13 protein-coding genes and 2 pseudogenes are annotated in these 15,371 nt (G+C 49.8%); 7 read left to right on the forward strand and 8 right to left on the reverse strand.

Annotated features, from left to right (window positions below; all coding sequences use genetic code 11):
- Nucleotides 1-11 precede the first annotated feature (11 nt).
- Together dusB and fis are read left to right on the forward strand one after the other, a co-directional pair.
- Nucleotides 12-980: a tRNA dihydrouridine synthase DusB gene (dusB, locus tag G7083_RS05075; protein ID WP_166013841.1), complete on the forward strand. Its 969-nt coding sequence runs from the start codon at nt 12-14 to the stop codon at nt 978-980.
- A gap of 23 nt (nt 981-1,003) precedes the next feature.
- On the forward strand, nt 1,004-1,300 hold the full coding sequence (fis, locus tag G7083_RS05080; protein ID WP_000462885.1) for a DNA-binding transcriptional regulator Fis: 297 nt from the start codon (nt 1,004-1,006) through the stop codon (nt 1,298-1,300).
- 343 nt (nt 1,301-1,643) lie between these two features.
- On the opposite strand, the pseudogene G7083_RS05085 reads toward fis, so the two are convergent.
- Nucleotides 1,644-2,627: pseudogene (locus G7083_RS05085) on the reverse strand (Fic family protein).
- Between the two features lie 166 nt (nt 2,628-2,793).
- Complete coding sequence (locus G7083_RS05090; protein WP_166013842.1) at nt 2,794-3,381, reverse strand: YjaG family protein; 588 nt, start codon at nt 3,379-3,381, stop codon at nt 2,794-2,796.
- A 73-nt stretch (nt 3,382-3,454) separates the two neighbouring features.
- On the opposite strand from G7083_RS05090, the gene G7083_RS05095 reads away from it, so the two are divergent.
- The 3 genes from G7083_RS05095 (at nt 3,455) to G7083_RS05105 (ending at nt 6,810) form a co-directional block, all read left to right on the forward strand.
- The gene (locus tag G7083_RS05095) at nt 3,455-4,378 is read left to right on the forward strand and encodes a D-2-hydroxyacid dehydrogenase (RefSeq protein WP_166013843.1); all 924 of its coding nucleotides are present in this window, start codon (nt 3,455-3,457) and stop codon (nt 4,376-4,378) included.
- An 83-nt stretch (nt 4,379-4,461) separates the two neighbouring features.
- Nucleotides 4,462-5,700, forward strand: a complete 1,239-nt coding sequence (locus G7083_RS05100; RefSeq protein WP_166013844.1) for a mechanosensitive ion channel family protein — start codon at nt 4,462-4,464, stop codon at nt 5,698-5,700.
- 111 nt (nt 5,701-5,811) lie between these two features.
- Complete coding sequence (locus G7083_RS05105) at nt 5,812-6,810, forward strand: substrate-binding domain-containing protein (RefSeq protein WP_166013845.1); 999 nt, start codon at nt 5,812-5,814, stop codon at nt 6,808-6,810.
- Between the two features lie 124 nt (nt 6,811-6,934).
- On the opposite strand, the gene edd is transcribed toward G7083_RS05105, so the two are convergent.
- Together edd and G7083_RS05115 are read right to left on the reverse strand one after the other, a co-directional pair.
- Nucleotides 6,935-8,731: a phosphogluconate dehydratase gene (edd, locus tag G7083_RS05110; RefSeq protein ID WP_166013846.1), complete on the reverse strand. Its 1,797-nt coding sequence runs from the start codon at nt 8,729-8,731 to the stop codon at nt 6,935-6,937.
- Nucleotides 8,728-9,243 (reverse strand): gluconokinase, encoded by a 516-nt coding sequence (locus G7083_RS05115; RefSeq protein ID WP_166013847.1) that lies wholly within the window; start codon nt 9,241-9,243, stop codon nt 8,728-8,730. The genes edd and G7083_RS05115 overlap by 4 nt, the downstream gene beginning before the upstream one ends.
- Before the next feature lie 154 nt (nt 9,244-9,397).
- On the opposite strand from G7083_RS05115, the gene G7083_RS05120 reads away from it, so the two are divergent.
- Together G7083_RS05120 and G7083_RS05125 are read left to right on the forward strand one after the other, a co-directional pair.
- Complete coding sequence (locus tag G7083_RS05120; protein WP_166013848.1) at nt 9,398-10,774, forward strand: GntP family permease; 1,377 nt, start codon at nt 9,398-9,400, stop codon at nt 10,772-10,774.
- Between the two features lie 12 nt (nt 10,775-10,786).
- Complete coding sequence (locus G7083_RS05125; RefSeq protein WP_166013849.1) at nt 10,787-11,392, forward strand: bifunctional 4-hydroxy-2-oxoglutarate aldolase/2-dehydro-3-deoxy-phosphogluconate aldolase; 606 nt, start codon at nt 10,787-10,789, stop codon at nt 11,390-11,392.
- Between the two features lie 107 nt (nt 11,393-11,499).
- On the opposite strand, the gene G7083_RS05130 is transcribed toward G7083_RS05125, so the two are convergent.
- The 4 genes and pseudogenes from G7083_RS05130 to G7083_RS05145 form a co-directional block, all read right to left on the reverse strand.
- On the reverse strand, nt 11,500-11,781 hold the full coding sequence (locus G7083_RS05130; protein WP_166013850.1) for a helix-turn-helix transcriptional regulator: 282 nt from the start codon (nt 11,779-11,781) through the stop codon (nt 11,500-11,502).
- A pseudogene (locus tag G7083_RS05135) lies at nt 11,771-12,096 on the reverse strand (type II toxin-antitoxin system RelE/ParE family toxin). Before G7083_RS05135 ends, G7083_RS05130 begins: the two are co-directional and overlap by 11 nt.
- 89 nt (nt 12,097-12,185) lie before the next feature.
- Nucleotides 12,186-13,415 carry a mannose-6-phosphate isomerase, class I gene (gene manA / locus G7083_RS05140; protein ID WP_346770520.1) on the reverse strand — a complete coding sequence of 410 codons (1,230 nt, stop codon included), beginning with the start codon at nt 13,413-13,415 and terminating at the stop codon, nt 12,186-12,188.
- 48 nt (nt 13,416-13,463) lie between these two features.
- Nucleotides 13,464-15,365, reverse strand: a complete 1,902-nt coding sequence (locus tag G7083_RS05145) for a fructose-specific PTS transporter subunit EIIC (protein WP_166013852.1) — start codon at nt 15,363-15,365, stop codon at nt 13,464-13,466.
- Nucleotides 15,366-15,371 lie beyond the last annotated feature (6 nt).

Raw genomic sequence — 15,371 nt, forward strand, 5'->3', positions numbered from 1 at the left:
GTGAAGACGTTTTGAAAATCGGAAACCATCAACTTAAGAACAATCTGATCGTCGCCCCAATGGCGGGTGTCACCGACAGACCATTTCGAGAGCTGTGTTTACGTTACGGAGCAGGAATGGCGGTCAGCGAAATGATGTCCTCCAATCCGGCTCTGTGGAAAACGGCCAAATCGCAAAACCGCATGGTACACCAAGGCGAATCGGGCATTCGCTCTGTACAAATTGCGGGCTGCGATCCACAGCTGATGGCTGACGCTGCACAGTTCAGCGTTGAAAACGGTGCGCAAATCATCGATATCAACATGGGCTGCCCAGCCAAAAAAGTAAATAAAAAACTCGCGGGATCTGCACTGCTACGCACTCCGGATGTGATTGAAAATATCCTGAAAACGGTAGTCAATGCGGTGAATGTTCCAGTAACACTCAAAACCCGCACCGGTTGGGATACAGACAACAAAAACTGTCTCTCAATCGCTCAATTAGCCGAAGACTGCGGCATCCAAGCACTGGCGCTCCATGGGCGAACTCGTGCCTGCATGTACAAAGGTGAGGCGGAATACGACAGCATTAAAGCGGTCAAAGCGGCGGTGAGCATTCCGGTTATCGCGAACGGTGATATCGATAGCCCGGAAAAAGCTCGCTATGTACTGGAGTACACCGGCGCCGACGCTTTAATGATTGGCCGTCCAGCCCAAGGACGACCATGGATTTTTCAGGAAATCCAACACTATTTGGAACACGGCACCACAATGCCAGAGCTTCCGTTAACGGAAGTGAAAGACATCATGCTTGGTCATGTCAACGCACTCCATCAATTTTATGGAGCGTATTTAGGCCCACGGATTGCACGCAAACACGTGAGTTGGTACTTGCAACAGCATGAACAAGCGAGTGCGTTTCGCCGTACCTTCAATGCCATTGAGACTGCAGAGCAGCAACTTGATGTGCTCGAAGGGTATTTTGATAACGTTGCATCATAATTAAGAGAAGAGCTAGACCGAATATGTTCGAACAAAATCTGACTTCAGAAGCTTTAACCGTTACTACCGTGACTTCACAAGACCAAATCACGCAAAAGCCACTGCGCGACTCTGTTAAAGCGTCTCTTAAAAACTACTTGGCACAACTGAATGGTCAAGAAGTGACTGAACTGTATGAATTAGTTCTAGCTGAAGTTGAGCAACCACTTCTGGACACCATCATGCAATACACGCGCGGCAACCAAACTCGCGCAGCAACCATGATGGGTATCAACCGCGGTACTCTTCGTAAGAAACTGAAAAAATACGGCATGAACTAATTAACATTAGTTAACTAGCTGATTTTAAAGTCGCTTTTCATTAATGAAGAGCGACTTTTTTATTATATGTAACCTCGCGTACACCCCGAACACGACGCTAATCACTTTCCCAAAACTCTAAATTTCCATTTATCTCTTTCAACTAATTGAAAAAATAGGTTGAGTAAAAAGAATTGCGATACCGAAACAACTTGGCGTTGCAGGTAGGCGGCAAGTGAGTGAGTTCTCATGAGCATAGGCAAACGATGTGATTGGGTTGAGCGAACGTAGCCAACACCGCTACAACTTCAAGTGGGAAGGGGATAAAAGAAATGGCCGCCAATATGGCTGGAAACCATGAACCTCAGACGCTCTTCTTTCTATAACGCTGCACCTTACTGGTGGGTTTATCTGGGAGGATCATTTCGATTAAACCAGCCTCAAGCGCGGGTTTTAAATAACGCTCGCGAAAGGACTTTCTGTCTTTCAGCCCAAGTATTGCTTGAATTTCTTCTCTGAGCATTTCCCCTTCAAGCAAGTCCAGCAGCTGTTTAACTTGGGGGGTAACTTGTGGGTGGTCGCTTCGGTTTCTTGCAAAGCGTTCAAGACCATCGGCAACTTAGCGGAAATGAACGGCTCTGAATCGGCTTTCAGCGTACTGCAATTAATCGCATCATAATAGGCTTGCTGATTCTCATAGATAAAGCTTTCAACCGGTAAATGAGTAAAGAGAGGATTCCATTCAGACAAAATCAGGGTTTGCCATAGCCTACCCATTCTTCCATTTCCATCCGAGAATGGGTGAATGAATTCAAACTCATAATGAAACACACAACTGCGAATAAGCGGGTGGCTATTATCATTGGCTAACCACTGAAATAACTCACTCATCAGTTTTGGCACGCGATCCGCAGGTGGGGCCATGTGCAATACCTGTCCGTCCTTAAAAACACCAACACCATCCATACGATAACGACCAATCACAGACTGCAAGCTGATCATTAACACTTCGTGGGCTTGCAGCAAGTCCACTTCACGATGTGAAGACCATGAATTCAACTCTTGGTAAACATTGATCGCATTCAGCGCTTCTTGAACCTGTTTTTTGGGCGCGAGAACCTGCTTGCCATTCAGCAAGGCGGTGATCTGCTCTTGAGTGAGATAGCGCATTCCCTTCAATAGCAAGGGAGCCTTGAATCGTTCTGATTCGGTTAACCTTGCTCAGCTTCAGCTCACGAGATGAAGCTCAGTTGACAGACAGACGCCCCAAGCATTCACTGATTTGTGCCACCAGCGAAAGAATCTGATTGGTGATAGTGTAAGATGGTTGGTAGCTCATCAAACTCACACGGTTGTTTTGCTGGAAATAATCGACGTCACATTATTGGTTTTGTTCGTCATTATGCCTGATTTATATGAGTTAACGCCTTATTTATAAACCGCTTCAATTGATTTGAGGCGGTTTTTTTCTATCCAAGCAACCCTGCTGAGCAGAGGCTGACGCGCTGAGTGATTTACACTCCGACCCCAATATTGCTGACTGCTTCTTCGCGCAGCTCTTTGCGCAGATCCTTAATCAGTTCAATATCGCGCTCAGCCGCTTCGCGCAGCGGACGGAAAATTGCCCACTGGACATCCCACTCGGCACAGACCGCTTGGTTATCTTTCTGGTTGTGGTTGGTGACTGCTTCTCCGGTTTGCGCCTCTTCAAGCTGAGCCACGGTTTGCACCGAAATCTGGCTCACTTTAAGCATCGATTGCGCTAAATCATCACGATCAAGCAAACCGTGCAGCAAAGTGGCTAACCCTTCACAGGCGTCAATCGCCGGATACACCGCATACAGATCAAACGCATCCGAAGTCGGGATCAACTCTTCAAGCTTCTCAAGCTGATGTTCAAAGTTAACTTTGGCATTTTTTACCGTCAGCAACTCCCATACACTGTCGAGAATGTCACGATAAATACGTGCCTCAGCAAACTGTGTGTGCTGACAGAACATCGCGAAATTAGGATACATACGTTCACACAAACAGGCCATAAAGGTAATCTGTTGCCAAGGTTCAAACTTCTCAAGACGAAGTTGTAAAGGATTTTGTAACATAGTCACTTCAAATCGTTGCGGAAAAAGACAGCGGAAGTGTACTGGATAACCATAAGGGAAAAAAGACACGCCTATGAACAATTTCCACTATCTCTACATTCTTACCGAACATGATCAACACTACCACGAGCTACTCAAGCAGCGCCAACTGCCTGAGCTAATTTTGACCGATGATCGAACTCAAGCCACGATTTTACTCGCCGCCCCACCGCTCGCAGCACGCTGCCTTGATGATTTCCCGCGCTTGCAATGGCTGCAATCGGCCTATGCCGGCGTCGATACATTAATCAAACCGCAGCTGCGACAAGACTATCAACTGACCAATATCAAAGGCATCTTTGGCCAGTTAATCGCAGAATATGTGATGGGTTACGCTCTGCAGCAGCAACGGGATTTTGCCATCTACCATCGCCAACAGTTACAACGATGCTGGCAGCCGCACCCTTACGCATCACTGGCCAATCAAACCATGGTGATCCTTGGTACTGGCTCAATTGGTAGCCATTTAGCCAAAGTGGCCAAACTGTTTGGGCTGCGCGTGATTGGTGTCAACCGCACTGGTGTGCCTAGCCGCGAAGGCGATTTTGATGCCACTTACCCAATCAGCGAGCTGTCATTGGCACTCGCGCGCGCCGATTTGCTGGTCAATACCTTACCCAATACATTGGCGACGGCCGGATTGCTCAATCACGCCAACTTAAGCCACTGTCACCAAGCACTGCTGTTTAACGTAGGACGAGGAGCCACCTTAGTTGAGCAAGATCTGCCCGTTTTATTGGCGGCAGGGCACATCCGCCACGCCTTTTTGGATGTTTTTGAGCACGAGCCTCTCGCCACTGAACACCCCTTTTGGCAGCATCCCGCCATCACGGTGACACCGCACATTGCGGCGGTCAGTTTTCCTGAGCAAGTGATCGATATCTTTGCCGATAATTATCAGCGCTGGCGAGAGCAACGCCCACTGCGCAACGCGATTGATTTTGCCAAAGGCTATTAAAACTCTCTCGCAGGCTTAGCGTGGTGAGCGATCTGCGCTTAAGATACTATGAGCGACAGATTGAATTGATTAAGGAGTAAGCCATGCTTGACACATTGACCCTATGGTTACAGCAGTACGATATTGAGCTTGAACGCGTGATCCAACTGGCTGAAGCGCTAGGATTGATCGCTGCAATTTCGATTGCCATCCACTTAGTGTTACACCGAGGGGTTCTGCTGTGGCTAAAACGCTCTGCTCACCATGAACAAAGTGTTTGGCGCCATGCCTTATTCAAAGAGCACCTGTTTAGCCGTTTTGCGCTACTGATCCAAGGCATCGTCATCGCCGTCCAAACTGAGTTATGGCTGCGCCCCGATACCTTTGCTTACGATGTGCTGCACACCGTCACCTCATTATGGATTGTCGCGTTTGGCATGCTGGCGATGTATTCCTTGCTCAATGTATTGGAGATCCTGATCAGCCGCACCCAAGTGGGGAAAAATCTGCCCACCCGCGGTATTTTGCAAAGTATCAAACTGATCGTGTTTATTATCGCCGCACTGTTTTTTACTTCGATCTTGATTGGTAAATCTCCGGTGATCCTGCTCAGCGGCTTAGGCGCTATGACCGCGGTGGTGATGTTGGTGTTTAAAGATCCGATCTTGGGATTGGTGGCCGGCGTACAGCTTTCGGCCAATAAAATGCTCTCGGTTGGCGATTGGTTAGAAATGCCCAAATACGGCGCTGATGGCGCAGTGATTGATATCAGCCTGACTACCGTCAAAGTACAAAACTGGGATAAAACCATTACCACCATTCCAAGTTACGCATTGATTTCCGATTCGTTTAAAAACTGGAAAGGCATGCAAGAATCCGGTGGTCGACGCATCAAACGTAGCCTATTGATCGATGCCACCAGCGTACATTTTTTGCAGGAAGAGGAAAAACAGGCGCTGAAAAAAGCCCAACTGCTCGAACCTTACTTGAGCGAAAAAGAGCAAGAGATCAGCCACTACAATCAGCAAAAACCGTGGGATTTAGCTTGTCGGATCAATGGCCGACGCCTGACCAATATCGGTAGTTTTCGCGCTTATCTAGAACGCTACCTGAGCAACCATCCGTACATTCATCAAGAAATGACGCTGATGGTACGTCAGTTAGCCCCCACTCACGATGGCATCTCACTGGAAGTATACTGTTTTACCAACACCACGATTTGGGTGGAATATGAGCGTATTCAGTCCGATATTTTTGATCATATTTTTGCTGTGCTGCCTGAATTTGGCCTGTGCGTATCACAAGCACCAACTGGCAATGATTTTCGGGCGCTAAGAAATTAGCACCCTGCATAAGGGGCACGAAAGCGAAGCCAACTCAACGTGGCGGTTGTGCAACTTTAGGCACTTGGTCATAATGTTACTCATAACATTTTATAAAATACTCAAGCACCTATGACAAAAAAACAGCGGGCAACCTTGCAAGATGTGGCCGATCAAGTTGGCGTAACCAAAATGACCGTGTCGCGCTATTTGCGTAATCCAACCTCGGTTGCGGCTGCCACGCAGGAGAAAATTGCGCTGGCGGTGGAAGCCTTAGGCTATATCGAAAATCGCGCGCCAGCGATGCTCTCGAAAGCGTCGAGCAACACGATTGGTATCTTGCTGCCTTCGCTGTCCAACCAAATTTTTGCCTCATTTGTGCAAGGGGTTGAATCGGTCACCAAAGCCCATGGCTATGAGACCCTACTCGCCCACTTTGGCTATGATGAGCAAGAAGAAGAGCGTAAAGTGGCGTTTTTGCTTGCCTATCAGGTTGATGGGCTGATCTTAACCGAAAGCCATCACACCCCACGCACGTTACAGATGATCGCCAACTCGGGCTTACCAGTGGTAGAAGCCATGGAGCTGCCAAGTCAACCGATTGATATGGCGGTCGGCATGGATCACGTGGAAGCCTCCTATCAAGCGGTGAAAAAAATCATTACCAGCGGTAAACGCTCGATTGCTTATTTTGGTGCACGGCTCGATACCCGCACCCAGCTACGTATGCAGGGCTATGATCGTGCGATGCAAGAAGCGGGCTTGAGCATTAAACACGTCCTCACTGGCTCGCATTCCAGTTTCTCACTCGCAGCACAGTTACTTGATGAAGCTTTAGCGCGTTATCCTGATCTGGATGGGGTATTTTGCACCAACGATGACATCGCGATTGGTACTTTGCTGGTCGCCCAGCAACGTGGGATTGGCGTCCCGCAGCAACTGGCGGTCGTGGGTTACAATGCGCTAGATATCGGCCGCGCCATCAGCCCCAAACTGATCAGTGTGGATACCCCCCGCTATGCGATTGGCGAAAAAAGTGCCGAGCTGCTAATTGCCGCGCTTAAAGGCCAGCGCCAAGCCAATAAAGTGGTGGATATGGGCTATCGTTTTACGCAGGGTGGCAGTGTGTAACGCCTAGCGTTCAGTGAGCCGATATTCAGTGTTCAGACGTTAAATGATGAAGAGAGATCAAAAAAAGGCGGTGATACCGCCTTTTTTTGATCTGTGCTATCTGACCATCTTCGACAATATAAGGCTAGACAATAAAGCTCGCGCCTTGCTCAGCCGAAGAGACGGCTTGGCGCATCACTTTAAACAGCTCACGTCCCCACATCTGCTGATCGCGTTCGGTATCTAAACTGAGCGGTTGGCGTTGACTCATTTCGGTTAAGTTTTCCAGCGTGCCAGTGGTGCAATCAAGCCGCAGCCGATCACCCGTGCGAACCAAACCAATCGCGCCACCACGGACCGCTTCCGGTGACACATGGATAGCCGATGGGATCTTGCCCGAGGCGCCCGATAAGCGACCATCGGTCACGAGTGCGACTTTAAAGCCCGCTTTTTGCACATTACCCAAAATCGGCATCAACTTGTGCAGCTCTGGCATCCCATTGGCCGCCGGACCATTATGAGTCACCACCACGATGCAATCTTGGTTCAGTTCACCACGTTGGTAAGCCGCTTCCACTTGGTGTTGACACTGGAACACCACCGCAGGCGCTTCAATCACTTGCTGATCCGCCTGTACCGCCGACACTTTGATCACCGCGCGACCTAAATTGCCATTCAGCACTTTAGTGCCACCGGTGGCTTGGAAAGCTTGATCCGGTGCCGCAATCACTTGCGCATCGCGCGTGCCTTGGCACGCCACCCAACGCAGCTCACCATCTATCAGCTCAGGCAAGCTCAGTTGATCGCTAAACTCACCAAACACTGGGCTTACATCGGCATGCAATAGTTTGGCCTCATGCAAACGCTGCATTAAGGCTGGCACACCACCGGCTTGTTGGAAGGCGTTCATATCCGCTGGACCATTAGGGTAGACCTTGGCCAGTAACGGAACCACATCCGACAGATCGCTAATATCTTGCCAAGTGAGCAAAATCCCCGCTGCACGCGCGACCGCGAGCATATGGATCGAGTGATTGGTACTGCCGCCCGAAGCCAGCAGCGCAACAATCCCGTTAAGCAGACTTTTTTCGGTCACCACTTGATACAGTGGGCGATAGTTCGCCGAGCCTTGAGTCATGCTGGCAATTTTAAGCGTTGCATCATCGTTGAGTGCTTGGCGCAACTCGCTGTGTGGATGCACAAACGCCGAGCCTGGCAGCATCAGCCCCATCGCTTCAAACACCAGTTGGTTGGTGTTGGCCGTGCCATAAAACGTGCAGGTGCCCGGTGCATGGTAAGCCTGACACTCCATCGCCAGCAGCGCCTCTTTACCGACTTGACCGGCCACATATTTCTGGCGCACCTCGACTTTCTCATCATTGCTGATCCCGGTCGCCATTAAACCTGCTGGCATAAAGGCGGTTGGCAAATGCGCGTAAGAGAGCGCGCCCATCAGTTGCCCAGGGGCAATTTTGTCACAGATCCCAAGCAGCAAAGTCGCATCAAACACATTATGGCTCAGTGATAATGCGGTCGCTTGCGCAATCAAATCACGTGAAAACAGCGACATATCCATACCAGGCTGACCTTGGGTCACGCCATCACACATCGCGGGCACGCCACCCGCGACTTGAGCTGAGTGACCCAACTGCGCCAGCACCATTTTGATGCGATCTGGATAAGCTTGATAAGGCTGGTGCGCACTTAACATGTCGTTGTACGCAGTAATGATCGCCACATTGCTGCGGGTAAAATCCAAAATGGTGTTCTTTTCGGTAGTGCACGATGCGGCAACCGCATGGGCAAGGTTGCCACACGACAGCGCAGCACGCCCTTTACCGGCTTGCTCTTGAGCTTGGCTGCGGGCGATAAAAGCCGCGCGCGCGGCACGGCTACGTTCAATCAAATTATCGGTAACTTTGGCTAATATCGGGTGGATCATAACCCCTCCTGCTCTTGCAGCGCTTGAATCGCACAGCTCACCACTTGCTCCACCGAGCAATCGATCGGGATGATCAGGGTTTGCGGCTCACCATCGGGACGCTCTAACGCTTCAAACTGGCTATTGACCATATTCTCTTTCATAAAATGGCCTTGACGAGCGCGCATGCGTTCCATGATCAAATCCTTAGAACCATCTAAAAACAGAAAGGTCACGTTTTGGTTACCTTCACGGATCTGATCACGGTACTGCTTTTTCAGCGCCGAGCACACAATCACCCCGTGCTCATTTTTGCTCTCAAGACTATAAGCAGCATCGCGGATCCGCTCTAACCAAGGCGTGCGATCGTGATCGTTTAACGGCTGGCCAGACGCCATTTTTTGAATATTGGCGCGAGGATGCAGATCATCCCCATCAATAAATTTGCGCCCGGTCTGTCTTGCCAATAACTCACCAATAGTGCTTTTACCGCAAGCACAAACCCCCATCACAATGATGCTACTACCAGCCATAACAACTCCTTAATACCAAACTTGCGCGTGATCGCATTTTTAAAATTCACTTCAAAATATGGGTTTATCTTATTCATGTTATGGGTAACATGTTACCGGTAACTTTACTAAATGTGAGCTATAACACAAACTATAAAATCTGGACGGTGAACTTATGAACCCCCTACTACAAACCTCTGATCCGACTTACCTGCTCTCAGTAGCCGTAGTGGCAATTATTGCTCTATTACTGCTGATCATCCGTTTTAAAATTCACGCATTTGCTGCGCTGACCTTAGTCAGTTTAGGCACCGCCATCGCAACCGGCGTCGCCTCCGATCAAGTGGTTCCGACCATGATGAGCGGCTTTGGCGGCACGCTGGCCTCGGTCGCACTGCTAGTCGGCCTTGGCGCAATGATTGGCAAAGTCTTAGAAGTGACGGGCGGCGCGAAAGTGCTGGCCGACACCTTAATTGGCCGCTTCGGTGAGCAGCGCGCACCGTTTGCACTCGGTGTCGCCTCACTGCTGTTTGGCTTTCCGATCTTCTTTGATGCCGGCCTGATTGTGATGATGCCGATCATCTTCAGTGTCGCGAAACGCTTTGGTGGCTCACCACTCAAATACGCACTGCCTTCTGCGGGTGCCTTTGCGGTCATGCACGCGTTTGTGCCTCCTCACCCAGGCCCCGTGGCCGCGGCTGAACTGCTTGGCGCCAACATCGGTTTATTGCTGATAGTCGGCATTTTGGTTGCCATCCCAACTTGGTACTTCGGCGCTTACCTATTTGGCCTGTACGCGGGCAAAAAATTCGATATTCCGCTCTCAAAAGCCTTCTTCAACACCGATGCGATCATCGATGAAGCGAAACTGCCAAAATTTGCTACGGTCATGATCATTTTGGTGCTGCCCGTGCTGCTGATTTTCATGGATACCGGTTTAAACACCTTAGCGGTAGCGGGTGTGATTGATGGTAAAACGCCACTGGTCGAATTACTGCGCATGCTGGGTAAAACGCCGGTCGCCTTGCTGATCACCCTACTGGTCTGTTTGGCCGCCTTTGCCAAAGATTACGGCATGGCACGTCTAGAAAAACTGTGTGGTGATTCATTGGCACCCATTTGTGCTGTGATCTTAGTCACCGGCGCGGGCGGTATGTTTGGTGGCGTACTGCGCGCCAGCGGCATTGGTCACGCACTTGCGGGGGTGCTGTCGGACACCGGAATGCCGATTGTGATTGCCGCGTTTGTGATTTCCACCTGTTTGCGAGTGGCGCAAGGCTCAGCCACGGTCGCCCTAACCACCACCGCAGCATTGATTGCACCGACGGTGGCTGCGACCACCGGTTTATCAGAGTTTGACCTGTGCTTTATCGTGATTTCGATTGCCGGCGGTGCTACTGTGCTTTCCCACTTTAACGATTCTGGTTTCTGGCTGGTATCACGTTTGATGGAGATGGATGAAAAAACCACTCTGAAAACATGGACTGTGATGGAAACCCTATTGGGCGGTATCGCCTTCCTGATTGTGGCAACACTCAGCTTTATTCTGTAGAGGTATGGACTTATGACCATTGAACAACGCTTACGAGCAATCAAAATCGTCCCTGTGATTGCGATTAATGATGTCGCCCACGCACTGCCGCTGGCTAAAGTGCTGGTAGAAAATGGCTTGCCTTGCGCAGAAGTCACTTTCCGCACTCCAGCCGCCGCCGAATCGATTCGCATTATGCGTGATGCGTATCCAGAGCTGTTGATTGGTGCCGGCACCGTGCTAACCAGCGCCCAAGTGGATCAAGCGATCGCCGCGGGTGCCGATTTCATTGTTAGCCCAGGTTTTAACCCCACCACAGTGAAATATTGTCAGCAGCGCAACATCCCGATCATCCCAGGCGTCAACAACCCAAGCCTAGTTGAACAAGCGATGGAAATGGGTCTGCGTACCTTGAAGTTCTTCCCCGCTGAACCTTCAGGTGGCCTACCGATGCTCAAAGCGCTGTGTGCGGTTTACCCGATTAGCTTTATGCCAACCGGCGGTATCAACCCGACCAACGCCCCAGACTATCTGGCGCTTAAATCGGTGATCGCCTGTGGTGGTACCTGGATGGTGCCGACCGATCTGATGGATCAAGGCAATTGGGATGCGATCGCGGAATTAGTCCGTAACGTATAAGCACTTTGCATAACGACAAAAGACCAAGCCGCCAAGCTTGGTCTTTTTGTTTGGTATTTTTGCTTTGATGTACGCCAATGCCTCGCCAAGTGATAAATCATCTTAAATTATGCGTGCCGGTATCCGAAACTGAGCTCACAATTACAAGCCTTAGCGTAACTGATTAATGTTTTGAGCGTTGGATTGCCACGACCTTTCTCAAGTCTGGATATGTTCGCCTCTTTGGTTCCCATACGTTCAGCGACCTGATCTTGAGTCAGCCCCGCGGCATTACGCATTCTTAATAGGGTGTTAATAAGCTCGAATTCTGGCTCCAGTTCGTCATACGCTTGCTTTACCTCTGGATTAGCGAATGCTTTAGCTTTAAGCACTTGCAATTTACTTGTCATTTTTAACCTCTCTCATGCGGTCTCTGGCAAGATCCAAATCCTTTTTAGGCGTTTTTGGGCTTTTTTAACAAAGGCATGAAGCACCTTTATATTCTTACCATCCAAATAGCAAAATAGACCACGCCCGATCCCTTCTTGTGCTTTTGCTCGAATCTCAAAAAGCCCATCACCGATTGATTTAGTGTGCGGTTCACCTAAATTCGCGCCATGTTCTTCAATCAATTCCAGCAGCCTAAACATTCGAGCTTGGATCTTAACTGGCATCTCCAAAATGGATTGTTCAACACCATCATAAAACTCTACATTCCAACTCATCTTGATGTTCCATCGTCAATTGAACTTATCATATGTGATAGGTTTTGAGTTATCAAAATGCTATTGGTAATTGCTAAACACGCTATTTTTCACTCGCTATACGCCCTAGCCACTCGCCCAGCACATTGCACACTATAGTGCTTAGCATAAGCCGGAATAAAGAGTGAATACCCTTTTTCGACAGTGCAGGTTTGACCATTGGCATGCTGTACCGTCAGTGGGCTATCAAGGGGAAGTAGGATTTCTGCACTATGCACATCGATCGGCTCATGATCCGTCGCCAAAATAATCGCAAATTTAAAGTCGCTCACTGGGATCGGGTATTGTAACCCTCCAGCAACTGGCTGCGCGGCAAGGCGCAATTGATCAATCGCTTGCGATTTAAACACCGTACAAGCCACCAATTCATCAATATCCATATGTTTAGGGGTCAGCCCTGCACGCAGCACATTATCCGAATTGGCCATGATCTCAAGCCCAGTACCGTGCAAATAAGCATGAGGGGTTTGGGCGTGCAAAAACATCGCTTCGCCCGGCTGTAACGTAATGAGGTTAAGCATCAATGGCGCAAATAAACCAATATCATCCGGATACTGCTGCTCTAGCTTCACAATCAAAGCAAACACTGGCTGCTGACTTTGCTTTGCTTGGCGAAGCAGTGCATTAACCGCACGGGTTTTCGCCGCCCCTTGTAAAGAGAGTAAAGCGTAGAAAAAATCACCTAACCCCTGCTCCGTTGGGTTAGCGGTAAAGCTTGCCAGCAGTGGTTGTAGTTCGGCGATGGCCAGCGATGTGAATAAAGCGAGGATCTCCTCTATCGCACGAAAACCATTCATCGCTTGATAGTCGGTCAGGGCGTACACCAGCTCAGGTTTGTGATTGGGATCTTTGTAGTTGCGCTGAGCTGCCGTGAGTGCAATGCCTTGTTGCTCTTCTCTAGCAAAGCCTTGCTGCGCTTGTTGTTGATTAGGATGCACCTGGATCGACAGCGCCTGTTCTGCCGCCAAAATCTTAAAAAGATAAGGCAGTTCACCAAATTGATTGGCCGTTTGTTGACCTAAAATCAGCGTTGGGTTTTGCGCGATAAACTCGGATAATTTAACCGATTGTCCATTAATCTTAATCAGCGAACAACCATTAGGATGCGCGCCCATCCACAGTTCCGCTTGTGGCTGCCCGGTTGGGTTTTCGAGCGCGAATAACTGGTGTAGCGCCGTTTTACTGCCCCACGCATAGTTTTGGATAGGATTGGTCATTGGGAAGAAGACTGCCTGCGGCAGGGTCGAATGTTCAGCTTGGATTGTCGGCATTTGAGTCACCATCAAAAAGCTGGCTTGAGCGCTAGCTCAAGCCAGAACAAGGCAGGATTAAGCGGTTACTACCGCGCGCTTTTGAGAACGGATTTTTTTGAGCGTCAGGCAGGTCATTGCCGTCACCACCGCACCGGTCGCCATACAAATCAGCGCTAACAGTGGTAAGTTCATTGCCCCTAGCAGAGCAACCACGGGGCCGCCATGCGCCACGCTGTTGGTGATCCCGAAAGCAAACGCCATCACCGCGGCGACCATGGATCCCAATACGTTGGCAGGGATCACCGACATCGGATCTTGCGCAGCAAACGGAATCGCACCTTCCGAGATCCCGACTAATCCCATCGCGCCCGCCGCTTTGCCGGCTTCGATTTCCGAGGTTTCAAACAGGTTGAGCTTGCGCCCCATCACCGTCGCTAGCCCCATACCCAATGGCGCGACTGGGATAGCACATGCCATCGCGCCCATAAATTGGGTTTGACCACTGGCAATCATGCCGACAGAGAACAGGAAGGCGACTTTGTTAAACGGCCCGCCCATGTCAAAACCGGCCATACCGCCAAGCACAATCCCCAATAAGATGACGTTGCCCGAACTCATACTGGTAAGTAGCGCAGTGAGGCTATCCATTAAGCTGGCGATCGGAGCACCGATCACAAAAATGAACAAACCGGCGATAAACAGTGAAGCCGTGATTGGTGCAATCATGATCGGCACCAATGGCTGAATAAATTTGTGATAGTGAATCGAGGTGAGCCACTTCACGAAGTAACCCACCAATAGACCAGCAATGATGGCACCAATAAAACCAGTACCCGCCTCCGCGCCGTAAAATGAGCCATTGTTGGCAATCCAGCCACCAATTAAACCAGGGGCCAGTGCAGCACGATCGCCAATCGCATAAGCGATATAACCGGCCAAAATCGGGATCATCAAGGTGAAGGCCACCACACCCACTTCAAGAATTTGGTTCCACATGCTTCCCACCGGAATGGCCATTCCCGCTTCGGTCGGCTCACCACCCACCGCTAGCGCTAGCGCAATCAACAGCCCACCAGTCACCACAAACGGGATCATGTGCGATACACCATTCATCAAGAAGCGGTACAGATCGGAGCGCGCTTGTGAGGCTTTATTGGTGACCGATGGAGAAGCGGTGTTTTCCGCTTGGTAATGGGGCGCGCTTAACGCTTGGTTGATTAATTGCTGAGCATTACGGATCGGCGCTTTGACATTGGTTCTAATCAGACGTTTACCAGCAAAGCGTGCCATATCCACTTGCTTGTCACAGGCAACCACAATCGCCTCTGCGCGTTCGATCTCTTCGGCGCTTGGGCTATTTTTCACCCCAATCGAACCGTTTGTTTCCACTTTGATCTGATAACCAAGAGCCGCGGCACCTTTTTCTAGCGCTTCAGCGGCTAAATAAGTGTGAGCGATACCAGCCGGGCAACCCGTGACACCAATAATCAATCCCTTGCTTTCGTCACTCATGCTGGTCGATACAGATGCGGGTTTCTTCAATAGCATTGCCAGCGCTTGCTCTGGACTTTGGGCATTGAGGAAGGCGTCAATAAAACCTTCTTCAATCAATTTAGCAGAGAGCTCTGCCAAGACTTCAATATGGTGATCATCACTTGCCTCTGGTGAAGCGATCATGAAAAACAGCTTGGACGGTAAACCATCTTCCGCGCCATAGTCGATACCATGGCGGCTGACTCCAATCGCCACCGCAGGTTGAATCACCGCAGCGCTTTTGGCGTGCGGGATCGCAACGCCATCTTCAAATCCGGTATTGCCTAACGCTTCACGCGCTTGAATATCTTTAATAAACAGAGCCTTATCTGAGATACGCCCTTGTGCATGCAAGATATTAGTCAGCTCTTCGAAGACTGCAGGTTTCGAATTGGCTTGCAGATCAAGCAGAATTAGATCGGCATTAATCAATTGGTTGATCATAGAGAC

It is taken from the genome of Vibrio sp. HDW18 (genome assembly GCF_011306175.1).
Taxonomy (GTDB): Bacteria; Pseudomonadota; Gammaproteobacteria; order Enterobacterales; family Vibrionaceae; genus Vibrio; species Vibrio chanodichtyis.